Below are 15,054 nucleotides of genomic sequence, written 5' to 3'. Positions count from 1 at the left end.
GTCGCAGAGGATATCGGCAGCCGGGTCGCTCCCGAGTAGCATCGGCGCACCAACGGCGGAGGGAGCAGGGAGCTGTGGAGATCGACGTCAACACGCCCCAGTCGGCGCGGATCTGGAACTACTGGCTCGGCGGCAAGGATCACTACGCGGTCGACCGCGAGGCCGGTGACGCCGTGATCGCGTACATCCCGGACATCCCCGAGGGCGCCCGCGCCGAGCGCGCGTTCCTGGTGCGCGCGGTGCGCCACCTGGTGCAGGTGGAGGGGCTGCGGCAGTTCCTCGACATCGGCACCGGCCTGCCGACCGCCAACAACACCCACGAGGTCGCGCAGCGGCTGGCGCCGGAGAGCCGGATCGTCTACGTCGACAACGACCCGATCGTGCTTACGCACGCCCGCGCGCTGCTGACCAGCTCCGCCGAGGGCACGACCGACTACCTCGAAGCCGACCTGCGGCGACCGCAGGAGATCCTCGACGCCGCCCGGCGCACCTTGGACTTCAGCCAGCCCATCGGGCTGATGCTGCTCGGCGTGGTCAACCACCTGATGGACGACGACGAGGCCTACCCGGTGGTGCGCGAGCTGGTCGACGCCATGCCGCCGGGCAGCTTCCTGGTGCTCACCCACTCCACCGCCGAGGTGCACGGCGAGCCGATGCTGCGCGCGATGCGGGAGACGACCGAGCGCGGTGGCACTCCGATCCGGGCGCGCACGGCCGCCGAGATCGAGGGCCTGTTCGCCGGTGCGACGCTGCTGGAGCCGGGTGTGGTCACCTGCTCGCAGTGGCGGCCGGACGTCACCGGCGAGACGCCGAAGCCCGTCTACCTCTTCGGGGGCGTCGGCCGCATCGGCTGATACCGCGGATCCTCCTGTTCCAGGGGAGCGGTGCACCCAGAGCAGAAGAATATCTTTCGTTCATACGGACGATCTACGGAAGTATCTTGCTCGCACCACGGTCTTCTGTGTAATTCTTGTTGTGTGCGTGAGGCCCGCGCACACGCAGCCGGGAGGCCGAATCATGACCGCTCAGCACGAGACCGTTTCGACCGCAGTCCCTGCCCCGCGTGCGGGCACCGACCCCGTAGCCGCGCTGAAAGCGCAGGTCACAGGTGACCTGATGGACATCGTCGTGGACCTCGACGCCGGTGAAGGCTGCCGGCTCCGCGACGTGCGCGACGGCACCGAGTACCTGGACATGACGATGTTCTTCAGCTCCGCACCGCTCGGGCACGGTCACCCCGGCCTGCGCACGCCGGAGTTCGAGGCAGCGCTGGTGCGGGTCTCCCGCGTCAAGCCCTCCAACCCCGACTTCGCCACCGAGGAGCAGGCCCGGTTCGCCGACACCTTCCAGCGCGTGGTCGGGATCCCCGAACTCCCGCTGCTGTTCTTCATCGACGGCGGGACGCTCGCCGTGGAGAACGCGCTCAAGGTCGCCTTCGACTGGAAGACCAAGGTCAACGCGCGGCGCGGGACCTCCGTGCGCGGCAGCCGGGTGATGCACCTCGAGAAGGCCTTCCACGGGCGCAGCGGGTACACGCTGTCGCTGACCAACACCGATCCGTCGAAGGTCCGCGACTACCCGATGTTCGACTGGCCCCGGATCCCCAGCCCCGCCGTCGAACCCGGCGAGCGGTGGGACTCCGCCGAGCTGCTGCCCGAGGAGGTCCACGCGCTGGAGGTCGCCGAGGCCGCGCTGCGCCGCTACGGCGCCGAGATCGCCTGCTTCGTCTACGAACCCATCCAGGGCGAGGGCGGCGACCGCCACCTGCGGCCGCAGTTCCTGCAGGCCGTGCAGCAGTTGTGCGTCGAGCACGACGTGCTCACCGTCGCCGACGAGGTGCAGACCGGCGCGCTCACCGGCCAGGCGTGGGCCCACCAGGCGCTGGGGCTCGAACCCGACCTGGTCGCCTTCGGCAAGCGGCTGCAGGTCTGCGGCGTGATGGGCGGGCGCCGGGTGCTCGACGTGGCCGACAACGCCTTCCGCGAACCCAGCCGCATCAGCTCCACCTGGGGCGGCTCGTTGACCGACATGGTCCGCGCGACCCGCATCCTGGAGGTCGTCGAGTCCGAGGACCTCTTCGCGCACAGCCGCGCGATGGGCGAACTGCTGCTGGGCGAACTGCGCGACCTCGCGGCGGAATTCCCGGGCCTGATCCACTCGCCGCGCGGCCGGGGTCTGATGTGCGCGATCTCGTTCCGCGATCCCGACCACCGAGCCCGGGCGCTGGCGATCGCCAGGGACGACCACCGCGCTCTGTTCCTCCCGTCCGGCCCCGACTCCCTCCGCGCGCGGCCCCCGCTCTCGGCCCGTCCAGAGGAGATCCTCGATGCCGTCGCAGCCCTCCGGAAGACCCTCACGTCACTCACCTGAGCGACGAGCCTCGAATTTCGCGCGAAGTTCGACCTCCGAATTCGGGAGTCGAATTTCGCGCGAAATTGGAATGCCGCTGCTCGGGTGGGGTCAGATCCAGCCTTCCTGCCAGGCCTTTCGGGCGGCTTCGTGGCGGGTGGTGACGCCGAGCTTGGTCATGGCGGCGGAGAGGTAGTTGCGGACCGTGCCGGAGGCGAGGTGCACCTCGGCGGCGATGTCGGCGACGGTGCCGCCCTTGAGGGTGTGGCGGAGGAGCTCGAGCTCGCGATCGGTCAGCGGGCAGGTGTCGCCGGTCAGGGCCGCCGCCGCGATCTCCGGGTCGATGTAGCGGCCGCCGGAGTGGACGTCGCGGAGGATCTCCGCGAGCTTGGTCGCCGGCGTCGTCTTCGGCACGAACCCGCGAATGCCCGCCGCCAGCGCGCGCTTCAGCACTCCCGGCCGGGCGTGCCGGGTGACCAGCACGATCGGCTGTTCCCCGGGCAGCTGCCGGGCCGCCTCCACCCCGTCGAGCTCGGGCATCTCCAGGTCGAACACGGCGATGTCCGGCTCGTGCAGTCGGACCGCCTCGAGCGCTTGGACGCCGTTGCTGCACTCGGCCACGACTTCCAGGTCGGGTTCCAGCGCGAGCAGCGCCGCCAGCGCGCCCCGGATCAGGTCCTCGTCGTCGGCCAGCACCACCCGGATCACGCCGCCACCCCCGGTTCCTCGGCCGTGCCGGTGAGTTCGAAGTGCTCGCCGTCGTGGCGGGCCTCGACGTGCCCGCTCAACGTGGCGAACCGCTGCCGCAGCCCGTCGATCCCCGAACCTCCTGCTCCGCCAGGCGGATTCGCCCCGTCGTTGCGCAGGACCACGCTGGTGCGCGGGCCGTCGACGGTGATCTCGAGCGCGCAGTGCCGGGCCCGCGAGTGCCGCAGGACGTTCGTCGTGCCCTCGCGCACCAGCGCGCCGAAGAGCGGCTGCAGCGGCGGCGGGACCAGCGTCGCGTCGCCGCGCACCTCGGTTCGCACGCCCGCAGCCTCCAGGATCTCCCGCGCGTTGGCGAGTTCGCCGGTCAGGTTGCTGTGCCGGTAGCCCTGCACGACCGCGCGGGTGTCGCGCAACGCGGTGCGGGCGAGCTCGGCGACCTCCGCCGCTTGTGCGCGGGCCGCCTCGTCGTCGTTGCCGACCAGGCGTTCCGCGAGCTCCGCCTTCAGCGCGATGGCCTGCAGGTGGTGGCCCTGCACGTCGTGCAGGTCGGCGGCGAAGCGCAGCCGCTCGCGGGCGATGGCGAGCTCGCCGCTGACCGACCGGGCGCGATCCAGTTCCAGCACCATGTCCCAGAACCACACCACGCCCACCACCAGCGCGGACACCATCGCCACGATGACCACCGCGTAGAACGCCGCGAACATCCCGATCATCGGGTGCGGACCGCCGAGCGCGGCGGCCACCCACACCGCTGCGGCCGTCACCACCAGCGACGCGATCTCGATCGGCCAGCGCAGTCGCGTCTCGGCCAGCGCCACGTGCACCCCGATGAGCCCGCCGATCGGAACCACCCACACCAGACCGGCCGGATGCGCCTGGATCGCGTAGCCCATCGCCGCCAGCCCCGCGGCGAACACCGCACCGCGCGCCGCGGGATGCCGCGGCCCGTGGCCGAAACCGCGCATGAGCGGCGCCGACAGCAGCGTCCCGTCGACGGCGACCAGCAGCGCGACCAGCGCCAGCACCACGATCTCGGGCGCGGTGTAGGGCCCCGAGACCAGGTCCGCTGCCGGGAACAGCGCGTAGACCGGCATCAACGGGACGATCGACCACCAGGTGTAGCGGCGCAGCCGGGCGAGCCGGCGCGGGTCGAAGTCGGTCGGGTCGTCGTTCACGCACCCAGCATCGTGCATGAACCGCCGCAGGACGCACCGCTTCGCCGAGGTGATGACATCCGTCATCGGATCCGCTGACACCGCGACCCGAGCTCGCTGACGAAGCGCTCTACCCGCGAGACCCGCCGCCGAGCAGGCTGGACGCATGACGACAGTGATCGAGGTGGACGGCCTGAGATGCCGCTACGGGGACTTCGAAGCCGTTCAGGGGGTCGGCTTCGAAGTCCGCCGAGGCGAGCTGTTCGCCCTGCTCGGCACCAACGGTGCGGGCAAGACGACCGTGCTGGAGACCGTCGAGGGCCACCGCGAACCCGCCGCAGGACGAGTCCGCGTGTTCGGCACCGACCCGCTGCGCGACCGCCGCGTGCGCCGTCGAACCGGGATCATGCTGCAGGACAGCGGTTTCGCCGGTGACCTCACGGTGCTCGAAACCGCCGAACTCGCCCGCAGGATGCGCACCGGACCCTCCGATGTGGACGGAATCCTGGCAGCGCTCGGGCTCGACCCGCGCCGCGACGTCCGGGTCCGGCAGCTCTCCGGCGGCGAGAAGCGGCGCCTGGACCTGGCGCTGGCGCTGCTGGGCGAGCCGGAACTGCTGTTCCTCGACGAACCCACCGTCGGCATGGACCCGGAATCCCGCCGCACCACCTGGGAACTCGTCCGCGGCCTGCTCGCCGGAGGTACCACCGTCCTGCTGACCACGCACTACTTGGAAGAGGCCGAACGCCTCGCGCACCGGCTGGCGATCATGCACGAGGGCCGGATCGCCGTCGAGGGACGGCTCGTCGACGTCCTCGCCGACCACCACGCGCGCATCACCTTCACCGCGCCGGAGGCCGAGCTGCCACCGCTCATCGGCACCGCGACCAGGCGGGGACTGCGCGTCGAGATCCGCACGCCACGACTGCAGCAGGACCTGCACACCCTGTTGACCTGGGCCGACGGACGCGTGGACCTCTCCGGCCTGCGCGTGCAACCGGCCTCGCTGGAAGAGATCTTCCAGTCCGTCCGCGAGGAGGCGCAGTCGTAACGATGGTCCTGGCTCTGGCCCGAGCCGAGCTGAAACTCCTGCTGCGCAACAAGACCGTCGCGGTCAGCTCGCTGCTGATGCCGATCCTGGTGGGCCTGTGGTCCGGCCACACCCTGCCCGATGACGCGCCGCCGCAGGCGTGGGCGATCACGCTCTCGATCCAGCTGCTGATGGTCCTCGGCTTCACGGTCTACTTCGCCGCCACCGCCGCGCTGGCCGCGCGCCGCGAGGACCGCTACCTCAAGCGGCTCCGCAGCGGCGAGGCCTCCGACGTGGTGATCCTCGCCGGACTGCTCACCCCGGTGGTGCTGCTCGGAGTGCTGCAGGCAGTGCTGATGCTGATCATCTCGATGAGCGCGGGCGCACCGGCGCCGAGACCGCTGCCGAACCTGGCGGCCCTGGTCCTGGGCATCGGGCTCTGCCTGGCGGCGGGCGTCGCGACCAGCGGCCGCACCTCGTCCTCCGAGCAGGCCCAGATCACCACGCTGCCGCTGTTCCTCGGCCTGATGGGCGGAGTGCTGGTCGCGATCGTCGGCCCGATGTGGTTGCTGCTGCCCGGAGGAGGGGTTGGCGGCCTGCTCCACCACGCTCTGACCGGCGACGGTGACGCGCTCACGTCCTCGGCGTCGCTGCTGGTCTGGATCGCGCTGTTCGCCCTGCTGGCCAAGGCCTGGTTCCGGTGGGAGCCGCGGTGATCAGCGCCAGGACGGCAGCCACAGCTCGGCCTGCCAGTGCTGGTGGGTGATCGGGTCGCCGTTGAGGATCGGCCACAGCCACACGAAGTTGGCCACGACCAGTCCGATGTAGAGCGACACCGCCAGCAGGCCGGTCTTGCGGCGCTCGTAGTGGTCCTCGACGGTGCCCAGCACGTGACCGAGCACCAGCACGATCCCCAGCACCAGGAACGGCACCAGCGGAGTGGCGTAGAAGAAGTACATCTGCCGCGACAGGTTCGTGAACCACGGCAGGTACCCGGCGCCGTAGCCGACCAGGACCGCCGCGTAGCGCCAGTCCAGCCGGAACACCGCGCGCCACACCGACCAGGCCGCGACCGGCAGCGCCAGCCACCACATCGCCGGGGTGCCGATCAGCATCGTGGCCTGCACGCAGCTGTTCCGGCCGCAACCGGGCACCCCGGACTCGTAGTAGTAGAGCATCGGGCGCATGCCCATCGGCCACGCCCACGGCTTCGACTCCCACGGGTGCGGGGTCGACGGCGTGGTCAGGTGGGTGTGGAAGTCCAGCACGTTGAGCTGGTAGTACAGCAGCGATCGCAGCACGTCGGGCAGGCCGTTCATGCCCACGTCGTCGTTGAGCAGCACCGCGTGCCGGTCGGTCGCGGTCTCGCTGGCGAACCAGCCCGACCAGGTCGCGAAGTACACCAGCAGCGGGATGCCCACCAGCGCCCACAACGCCGGGGCCGTGTCGCGCACCAGCGCGGCCCGCCACGGCCGCCGCACCCCGGCCGCGCGCCTGGCCAGCGCGTCCCAGATCACGCTGAGCAGGCCGAACGCCATGATGTAGTAGATGCCGTTCCACTTGACCCCGCAGGCCAGGCCGAGCATCAGACCCGCGCCGAAGCGCCACCAGCGGAAACCCAGCCGCGGTCCCCAGGTCGCCGGGTCCAGCCTGCCGTCCGAGCAGACCTGCCACAGCCGTTCGCGCACCTGATCGCGATCGACCAGCAGGCAGGAGAACGCGGCCAGCAGGAACAGCGCCTGGAAGATGTCGAGCATCCCGACGCGGGCTTGCACGTGGCTGAGCCCGTCGCAGATCAGCAGCACCCCGGCCAGCGCTCCGAGCAGCGTCGAGCGGGTCATCCGCCGGGCGATGCGGATGATCAGCAGCACCATCAGGGTGCCGAACAGGGCGGCCATGATCCGCCAGCCCCACGGCGTGTAGCCCAGCAGCCACTCGCCGATCGCGATCATCTGCTTGCCGACCGGGGGGTGCGCCACCAGCTCGTAGCCGGGGTTGTCCTCGTAGCCGCCGTTGCGCAGCATCTGCCACGCCTGCGGGACGTAGTGCTTCTCGTCGAAGACCGGCGTGCCCTCGTCGGTCGCCCGGCCCAGGTCCCAGAAGCGGACCAGCCCGGCGACCAGCGTGATCACCAGCGTCACCACCCAGCCGCGCCTGCGGTCGGTGGGCATCGAGGTGTCCAGCAGCGGCAGCGGGTCGTTCTCCCCCGGAAGGCGAGCCGCCGGTGCGCGGCCGACCTGGACGAGTTCGTCGGCACCGCCGAACCTGCGGACTGGGGCGCTCACACCGTCGATCGTAAGGGTCGGGTGCGCCCTCCCGTGCCGCACCGCCGGGGTCCGGCCTCTCGACCCGGCCTACGCTGTGCGGTCATGGACTCCGGCACCCTGCTGCTCGCCGCCACCCCGCTCGGCGACGCCCGCGACGCGTCCGCGCGGCTCGTCGAGGCGCTCGGCTCGGCCGAGGTGGTGGCCGCTGAGGACACCCGCCGGGTGCGCAACCTGGCCAGCGCGCTGGGCGTCGCCCCGGCCGGCAAGGTCGTCAGCTACTACGAGGCCGTGGAGTCCGCGCGGGCCCCGATGCTGCTCGACGCGCTGCGCGAGGGCAGGACGGTGCTGCTGGTGACCGACGCGGGCATGCCGAGCGTGTCCGACCCCGGTTACCGGCTGGTCTCGGCGTGCGTGGCCGAAGGGCTGCCGGTGACCTGCCTGCCCGGGCCGTCGGCGGTGACCACCGCGCTCGCGGTGTCCGGCCTGCCGTCGGACCGGTTCTGCTTCGAGGGCTTCCCGCCGCGCAAGACCGGTGATCGGCGGAAGTTCTTCGGTCGGCTGGTCGCCGAGGAGCGCACCAGCGTCTTCTTCGAGGCCCCGCACCGGCTCGCCGACACCCTCGCCGACGCGGTGTCGGTCCTGGGCGAAGCCCGGCCGGCCGCGGTGTGCCGGGAGCTGACCAAGACCTACGAGGAGATCAAGCGCGGTACCCTCGCTGAGCTGGCGGAATGGGCCGCCGAAGGGGTTCGCGGCGAGATCACGGTGGTCCTCGGCGGAGCTGAGCAGGCGGCGCCGACCGACCCCGCAGAGCTCGTCGAGCAGGTCGAGGAGCGCGCCGCGGACGGCGTCCGGCTCAAGGACGCGGTCGCCGAGGTCGCCGAGCTCGCGGGCGTCCGCAAGAAGGACCTCTACGACGCGGTCCTCGCCTCCCGGAAGTGACCCACCTCCCCAGGTGGCGCCCCGTGCGGGAACGTGCGCGCGTTTCCCCAGGCGAGGAGCAGTTCCGGTGGAAACCGTCCGGACGAGCGGGACTTCGGTCGCGGGTGGCGGGGGCAAAAACCGCCCCCGTGCCCCCGCGCCGGATACGAGGATGCGCGGCCGACTACCCTTGAACACCATGAGCGCCTCTGTGTTGACCGCTGTGGCCTGGCCGTATGCCAACGGTCCCCGGCACATCGGTCATGTTTCCGGCTTCGGTGTGCCCTCGGACGTCTTCTCCCGGTACCAGCGAATGGCCGGCAACCAGGTGCTCATGGTCTCCGGCACGGACGAGCACGGGACCCCGATCTCCGTCCAGGCGGAGAAGGAGGGGCTGACCACCCGGCAGCTCGCCGACAAGTACAACCGCGTGATCACCGAGGACCTGCAGGGCCTCGGCCTGTCGTACGACCTGTTCACCCGCACCACCACCGGCAACCACTACAAGGTGGTGCAGGACCTCTTCCTCGCGCTGCACCGCAACGGCTACGTGCTGCCCAAGACCACGACCGGCGCGATCAGCCCGTCCACCGGCCGCACGCTGCCCGACCGCTACATCGAGGGCACCTGCCCGATCTGCGGTTACGACGGCGCGCGCGGCGACCAGTGCGACAACTGCGGCAACCAGCTGGACCCGGCCGAGCTGAAGAACCCGGTCTCGCGGATCAACGGCGAGAAGCCGGAGTTCGTCGAGACCGAGCACCTGTTCTTGGACCTGCCCTCGTTCACCGAGTCGCTGGGCAAGTGGCTGTCCACCCGGGACGGCTGGCGGCCCAACGTGCTCAAGTTCGCGCAGAACCTCGTCGAGGACATGCGCCCCCGCGCGATCAGCCGCGACCTGGACTGGGGCGTGCCGATCCCGCTGGACGGCTGGCGCGACCAGCCCATGAAGCGCTTCTACGTGTGGTTCGACGCCGTCATCGGCTACCTGTCGGCCAGCGTCGAGTGGGCCCGCCGCACCGGCGACCCCGACGCCTGGAAGCAGTGGTGGACCGACCCGGCGGCCCACGGCTACTACTTCATGGGCAAGGACAACATCACCTTCCACGCCCAGATCTGGCCGACGCTGCTCATGGGCCACAACGGCCAGGGCGACAAGGGCGGCGAGCCGGGCCCGTTCGGCGAGCTGAACCTGCCTGACGAGGTCGTCTCCAGCGAGTTCCTCACCATGAGCGGCTCGAAGTTCTCCACCTCGCGCGGCACCGTGATCTACGTGCGCGACTTCCTGCGCGAGTTCGGCCCGGACACCCTGCGCTACTTCATCTCGGTGGCCGGACCGGAGAACCAGGACACCGACTTCACCTGGGACGAGTTCGTCCGCCGCACCAACTTCGAGCTGGCCAACGAGTGGGGCAACCTGGTCAACCGCTCCATCTCGATGGCGGCGAAGAACAACGGCGCCGTTCCCGCGCCGACGTCCCCGGCCCCCGCCGACGAGGAGCTCAAGGCGCAGGCCCGCGCCGCCTTCGACACCGTCGGAGCGCACCTGAAGAGCTCCCGGTTCAAGTTGGCCTCGCAGGAGGCGATGCGGGTGGTCTCGGCGGCCAACAAGTACCTGTCCGACCAGGAGCCGTGGAAGCTCAAGGAGGACCCGGACCGCCGCGACGCGGTGCTGCACACCGCGCTGCAGGTCGTCTCCGACGCCAACACGCTGCTCACGCCGTTCCTGCCGCACTCGGCGCAGAAGGTGCACGAGCTGCTGGGCGGCACCGGGGTCTGGGCGGCGCAGCCGGAGATCCGCGAGGTCGACGACCTCGACGTGCCGGAGACCTCCTACCCGGTGCTGATGGGCGAGTACGCCGCCGAGCAGGCCAAGTGGGAGTCCACCGAGATCGAGGTGGGCCGCCCGCTGAACAAGCCCAAGCCGCTGTTCGCCAAGCTCGACGCCGAGCTCGGCGAGACCGGCCCGGAGTGGGCCCCGATCCAGCCGTCCTGATGGGCAAGAAGGACAAGAGGCAGGAGCTGCCGCCGGTGCCCGAGGCGCTGGCGGCAGCTGCCGTGGACGCCCACACCCACCTCGACGCCTGCGGCGCCAAGACCGCCGAGGACGTCCGCGAGCTGCTCGACCGCGCGCAGAGCGCCGGTGTCGGCCGCGTCGTGACCGTCGCCGACGACATCGACTCCGCTCGCTGGGCCGTCGAGGCCGCGACCTGGGACGAGCGGGTCTTCGCCGCCGTGGCGCTGCACCCGACCCGCACCAAGGACTTCGGCGACGGCGACAAGGCCGTGCTGGAGGAGCTGGCCGCGCACCCGCGCGTGGTGGCCATCGGCGAGACCGGGCTGGACTACTACTGGGACTACTCGCCGCCGGAGCCGCAGCAGGAGGCGTTCCGCTGGCACATCGACCTCGCGAAGCGGACCGGCAAGCCGCTGATGATCCACGACCGCGAGGCGCACGAGGACATCCTGCGCATCCTCGACGAGGAGGGGGCACCGGAGAAGGTGGTCTTCCACTGCTTCTCCGGGGACGCCGAGTTCGCGAAGTCCTGCGTTGCCAAGGGATACGTGCTCTCGTTCGCCGGCACGGCGACGTTCCGCAACGCGAAAAGCCTTCGCGCGGCTGCGGAATCGGTTCCGCTGGAGCAGATGCTGGTGGAGACCGACGCGCCGTTCCTGACCCCGCACCCGTTCCGGGGACGGCCGAACCAGCCGTACTGCGTCAATTACACCCTTCGTGACCTTGCCGAACTCCGCGGCGTGAAGGCCGATGAGCTCGCTGTAGCCACCACGGCCACGGCTGAGCGAGTGTTCGGCCTCGATCAGGGGTAATCACACCCCTGTAGTTCCCTACGCTGCGAGTTCTGGTACGCCGGGTTCGCCGCTGCCCGCTTGCGCTCCGCGCACTGCCTCCTACCGTCCACTGTGGAAGCCGGAACGGGGGGCACCCCGAACTTCGCCGGGAAGTCCCGGCGGAGGTCCTCCAGACCGGAACCATCGGTTGTGAGGATGCACATTGGAGTTCCATAGATTCACCAAGTGGACTGTGGCGGTGGCCATCGCGCTCAGCGGTGGCGCCACGCTCGCGGTGACCCCGAACGCCGCGGCAGCCCCGACCGACGATCGAGCCGCCGTGTGGGACCGGCTCGCTCGGTGCGAATCCGGTGGTAACTGGCGTGCCAACACGGGCAACGGTTACTACGGCGGTTTGCAGTTCAACCGCAGCACCTGGGCCTCCTACGGAGGCGAGCGGTACAACCGCTATCCGCACCGCGCCTCGCGGGAGCAGCAGATCGAGATCGCCGAGAAGGTGCGCGCCGACCGCGGTGGTTACAGCGCCTGGCCGGCTTGCTCGAGGAAGCTCGGTCTGCCGCGATGACGTGAAATCGCCGCAATTCCGCGAATGATCGTCGCGAGGGAACGCGTTTCCCTCGTGCGAGGGGAGGGGAGGTCCGGCCCGGGCGCGCGCAGCGCTCGGGCCGGACCACTGCGCCGGGGCCGTTTCCGCTGGCCCGCGCCCTCGTTTGATCATGGACCCGCTGGTCTCGGCGCCGTGTTATATGTCACGCATGCGGTTCGAGGGGTGGCTAACGAATCCTGTCGGTGCCCCCCGAATGGCCTAATTTTTGCCGATCTTGACTACAGGCCGTGTTGGGTTGCGTGGCATTCAAGCGTAAGCGGCCTCACATGTCCGAATCAGGTGCTTGGCGCCCACTTGTGATCACGGTAGAGTCTCGGCCCCGTAACCGATGACAACCAGTCATGGGGAACGCCCGTTAGTCTCGCCGGTGTACGTCGGGGAAGTTGGCGGTGAGCGCGAGGAGCTCGCTGCCGACTAGGCGGCAATTGGCTTGCGGGAGTCGGATACAGACACGAAGCACGAAGGTTGTGCGCACGCGAGGGACGAGAGGGGTTGTGCGAGGAACATGAACTCGCCCAACGCATCTCACGTTCAGACGGTCGCGGGTGCGACTTTGCGCCTTCGGGAGGTAACGACCCTGTGAACGGACGTGGCGAGCCCAGCCATGCCGGTTTCGCGACCCCGCGGAACGACGGCTACTGGGCCGATTCCTTTGACGCGGCTACTGACTGGTTCACCCCGGTCCAGCCGACCGAGCAGCACACCGCGGTAGGCCTGCTCGACCGCCCGGACCCGCAGTGGTCCGACGAGCACCCGAGCTTCCCGCCGACCGGCTTCTCGATCACTCCGCAGGACGTCTACGACGTGCTCGGCCCCGACGCCGAGGACATGCTCGCGACCGCGGAGATCGACGTCGACGAGGTCATCCGGCTGATCAACGCCGAGACGACCGTCCTGCCGCCGATGGACTTCCTCGAGGCGATGCCCGAGGGCGAGGCGGGCGCTCTCCCGCCGCAGCAGGTCACCACCGAGGCCATGACCGCCTGGAAGCGCCGCTTCCTCAAGGGTGCCGTGGCCGGTGTGCTGCTGTCGTTGACCGGTACCGGCGGCGCCGCCGCCGCGATGGACAAGTCGGTCACGGTCGAGGTGGACGGGCAGGAACGCACCGTCAACACCTACGACAACACCGTCGGGGAGGTCCTGGAGGACCAGGGCATCCGCGTCGGCCCGCACGACGCGCTGAGCCCGTCCCCGCAGGCCGAGGTCGGCCACGGCGAGACCATCACGCTCGACCGCGGGCGGGTGATCAAGCTCAACGTCGACGGCGAGGTCCGCGAGGAGTGGGTCCGCTCGGTGACCGTCGAGCAGGCCCTGCGCCAGCTCGGCGTCAACGCCGACGGCGCCGTCCTCAACGCCGACCGCAACATGCCGGTGCCCGAGCAGGGCATGGAGCTGTCGGTCCGCACCAAGAAGGACATCACCCTCATCGACGGTGGCGGTGCGGCGAAGCAGCTGAGCACCACCGCCGCCAACATCGACGAGCTGGTCAAGGAGCAGAAGCTCCAGCTCGGCCCGGACGACAAGGTCACCCCGGGTTCCGACGCGAAGCTGGTCACCGGCGCCGAGGTGCGCATCGACCGCACGCAGAGCTCCGTGATCAGCGTGACCGTGCCGGTTCCGCCGCCGGTCCGCGAGATCGTCGACAACTCGATGTTCAAGGGCGAGGAGCGGGTCGAGTCTCCCGGCGAGGCCGGCGAGAAGATCCAGTTCACCCGGATCACCAAGCTCAACGGCGAGGAGTCCGACCGCGAGATCGTCGACGAGAAGGTCACCAAGGCGCCGGTCGAGAAGGTCGTCCGCGTCGGCGGCAAGGCCGCGCCGAACAGCGACGTCTGGGACAAGCTCGTCCAGTGCGAGGCCACCGGCAACTGGGCCATGAACAGCGGCAACGGCTACTACGGCGGGCTGCAGTTCGACAAGTCCACCTGGGACGCCTACGGCGGCGACCAGTACGCCCCGTACCCGCACCAGGCCAGCCGCGAGCAGCAGATCGCGGTCGCGGAGAAGGTCCGCGACGCTCGGGGCGGCAGCTACGGCGCCTGGCCGGCGTGCTCGGCCAAGCTCGGCCTGGACTGATCTCGAATTCCACGCAGAAGGGCGTCACCGTTGCGGTGGCGCCCTTCTCGCGTTGTTCGCCCTGGTGAGACGCGGGGCGAGCGGCGCAGGTAGGTTCTTGCACCGTGGACGACCAGCAGGCGACGCTGCTCGGCCCGGCCGACGTGCGTCGGCTGGCCGCCGAGCTGGACATCAAGCCGACCAAGAAGCTCGGCCAGAACTTCGTGCACGACCCCAACACGGTGCGCCGGATCGTGTCCGTCGCCGAGGTCGGTGCCGAGGACGTCGTGCTGGAGGTCGGTCCCGGGCTCGGTTCGCTGACGTTGGCGATCATGCCGGTGGCCGGCGAGGTCGTCGCCGTGGAGATCGACCCCGTGCTGGCCGCCAGGCTGCCCCGGACGGCGCAGGAGTTCGCGCCCGGCCTCGCCGACCGGCTGACCGTGCTGCCCGCCGACGCGCTGCGGGTGCGCGCGGAGGACTTCGCGAAGCCGCCGACCGCGCTGGTCGCCAACCTGCCCTACAACGTCGCGGTGCCCGTGGTGCTGCACCTGCTGGCCGAGCTCCCGACCTTGTGCAAGGGGCTGGTCATGGTGCAGTCCGAGGTCGCCGAGCGGATGGCAGCCGAACCCGGCAGCCGCACTTACGGGGTGCCGAGCGCGAAGGCCGCGTGGTTCGCCGACGTGCGCCGCGCGGGTCCGGTGCCGCGCAAGGTGTTCTGGCCGGTGCCCAACGTGGATTCCGGGCTCGTGTCCTTCCACCGGGTGGATCCGCCGTCGAACGCGGCCCGCGAGGACGTCTTCCGCGTCGTCGACGCGGCGTTCGCGCAGCGGCGCAAGGTCTTGCGGGGCGCGCTGGCCGGCTGGGCCGGCTCGGCGGCTCGGGCTGAGGAGCTGCTGCGCGCGGCGGGCGTCGATCCGACGACGCGCGGCGAGCAGCTCGGGATCGCCGATTTCGCCCGGATCGCGGAGGCCGCGTCATCCGGGTCGACCAGCTGAACCACTCGTCCGGCGGCTTGCGCACACGCGCAGCTACGTCACCGAGGGTGATCAAAACACCACCGTCTGCGGAAAAATTCCCGCTCCACCCGGTATGTGATTTGGCAAACGATTCCCGTCAGTGACCGCTATCAGCTTGCGTCCGGACGTGTCGATGGGG

At 70.3% G+C, this 15,054-nt stretch carries 12 protein-coding genes and 1 pseudogene; 10 read left to right on the top strand and 3 right to left on the bottom strand.

The genetic code is table 11. The features are described 5' to 3' along the window. The first annotated feature begins 74 nt into the window (after positions 1–74). On the top strand, positions 75–854 hold the full coding sequence (locus tag R4I43_RS01935) for an SAM-dependent methyltransferase (protein WP_324263719.1): 780 nt from the start codon (positions 75–77) through the stop codon (positions 852–854). 163 nt (positions 855–1,017) lie between these two features. Then, on the top strand, positions 1,018–2,370 hold the full coding sequence (lat, locus tag R4I43_RS01930) for an L-lysine 6-transaminase (protein WP_324263718.1): 1,353 nt from the start codon (positions 1,018–1,020) through the stop codon (positions 2,368–2,370). A 90-nt stretch (positions 2,371–2,460) separates the two neighbouring features. Here the strand turns inward: lat and R4I43_RS01925 are convergent, their stop codons facing one another. Together R4I43_RS01925 and R4I43_RS01920 are read right to left on the bottom strand one after the other, a co-directional pair. Beyond that, on the bottom strand, positions 2,461–3,057 hold the full coding sequence (locus R4I43_RS01925) for a response regulator transcription factor (RefSeq protein ID WP_324263717.1): 597 nt from the start codon (positions 3,055–3,057) through the stop codon (positions 2,461–2,463). After that, positions 3,054–4,232, bottom strand: coding sequence for a sensor histidine kinase (locus R4I43_RS01920; protein WP_324263716.1), 1,179 nt, complete (start codon positions 4,230–4,232; stop codon positions 3,054–3,056). The genes R4I43_RS01925 and R4I43_RS01920 overlap by 4 nt, the downstream gene beginning before the upstream one ends. 145 nt (positions 4,233–4,377) lie before the next feature. Between R4I43_RS01920 and R4I43_RS01915 the strand changes: the two genes are divergently transcribed. Continuing rightward, complete coding sequence (locus R4I43_RS01915; protein WP_324263715.1) at positions 4,378–5,262, top strand: ABC transporter ATP-binding protein; 885 nt, start codon at positions 4,378–4,380, stop codon at positions 5,260–5,262. A 2-nt stretch (positions 5,263–5,264) separates the two neighbouring features. Next, a complete protein-coding gene (locus tag R4I43_RS01910; RefSeq protein WP_324263714.1) occupies positions 5,265–5,957 on the top strand; it encodes an ABC transporter permease in 693 nt (230 codons plus the stop codon). Here the strand turns inward: R4I43_RS01910 and R4I43_RS01905 are convergent, their stop codons facing one another. After that, entirely contained in the window at positions 5,958–7,412 is a 1,455-nt protein-coding gene (locus tag R4I43_RS01905) for a dolichyl-phosphate-mannose--protein mannosyltransferase (protein WP_324263863.1), read from the bottom strand. Positions 7,413–7,610: 198 nt separating this feature from the next. Between R4I43_RS01905 and rsmI the strand changes: the two genes are divergently transcribed. The 6 genes and pseudogenes from rsmI (at position 7,611) to rsmA (ending at position 14,894) form a co-directional block, all read left to right on the top strand. After that, positions 7,611–8,447: a 16S rRNA (cytidine(1402)-2'-O)-methyltransferase gene (rsmI, locus tag R4I43_RS01900; RefSeq protein WP_324263713.1), complete on the top strand. Its 837-nt coding sequence runs from the start codon at positions 7,611–7,613 to the stop codon at positions 8,445–8,447. Between the two features lie 178 nt (positions 8,448–8,625). Then, positions 8,626–10,422 carry a methionine--tRNA ligase gene (metG, locus tag R4I43_RS01895; RefSeq protein ID WP_324263712.1) on the top strand — a complete coding sequence of 599 codons (1,797 nt, stop codon included), beginning with the start codon at positions 8,626–8,628 and terminating at the stop codon, positions 10,420–10,422. After that, positions 10,422–11,255: a TatD family hydrolase gene (locus tag R4I43_RS01890; RefSeq protein ID WP_324263862.1), complete on the top strand. Its 834-nt coding sequence runs from the start codon at positions 10,422–10,424 to the stop codon at positions 11,253–11,255. The genes metG and R4I43_RS01890 overlap by 1 nt, the downstream gene beginning before the upstream one ends. A 295-nt stretch (positions 11,256–11,550) precedes the next feature. Next, positions 11,551–11,802, top strand: a pseudogene (locus R4I43_RS01885) (transglycosylase family protein); the annotation flags it as partial. Between the two features lie 621 nt (positions 11,803–12,423). Next, on the top strand, positions 12,424–13,920 hold the full coding sequence (locus R4I43_RS01880) for a transglycosylase family protein (RefSeq protein ID WP_324263711.1): 1,497 nt from the start codon (positions 12,424–12,426) through the stop codon (positions 13,918–13,920). 104 nt (positions 13,921–14,024) lie between these two features. Then, entirely contained in the window at positions 14,025–14,894 is an 870-nt protein-coding gene (gene rsmA / locus R4I43_RS01875) for a 16S rRNA (adenine(1518)-N(6)/adenine(1519)-N(6))-dimethyltransferase RsmA (RefSeq protein WP_324263710.1), read from the top strand. Positions 14,895–15,054 lie beyond the last annotated feature (160 nt).

Origin of the sequence: Saccharopolyspora mangrovi, assembly GCF_035320975.1 — a bacterium.
GTDB lineage: Bacteria > Actinomycetota > Actinomycetes > Mycobacteriales > Pseudonocardiaceae > Saccharopolyspora > Saccharopolyspora mangrovi.
Note: the sequence above shows the minus strand (reverse complement) of the source record. Positions and strands in the feature narration are given on the sequence as shown.

Excerpts from the sequence above, each read along its gene's own strand:
- lat (WP_324263718.1), top strand. The coding sequence starts at position 1,018 with ATGACCGCTCAGCACGAGACCGTTTCGACCGCAGTCCCTGCCCCGCGT.
- R4I43_RS01915 (WP_324263715.1), top strand. The coding sequence starts at position 4,378 with ATGACGACAGTGATCGAGGTGGACGGCCTGAGATGCCGCTACGGGGAC.
- R4I43_RS01910 (WP_324263714.1), top strand. The coding sequence starts at position 5,265 with ATGGTCCTGGCTCTGGCCCGAGCCGAGCTGAAACTCCTGCTGCGCAAC.
- R4I43_RS01905 (WP_324263863.1), bottom strand. The coding sequence starts at position 7,412 with ATGCCCACCGACCGCAGGCGCGGCTGGGTGGTGACGCTGGTGATCACG.
- rsmI (WP_324263713.1), top strand. The coding sequence starts at position 7,611 with ATGGACTCCGGCACCCTGCTGCTCGCCGCCACCCCGCTCGGCGACGCC.
- metG (WP_324263712.1), top strand. The coding sequence starts at position 8,626 with ATGAGCGCCTCTGTGTTGACCGCTGTGGCCTGGCCGTATGCCAACGGT.
- R4I43_RS01890 (WP_324263862.1), top strand. The coding sequence starts at position 10,422 with ATGGGCAAGAAGGACAAGAGGCAGGAGCTGCCGCCGGTGCCCGAGGCG.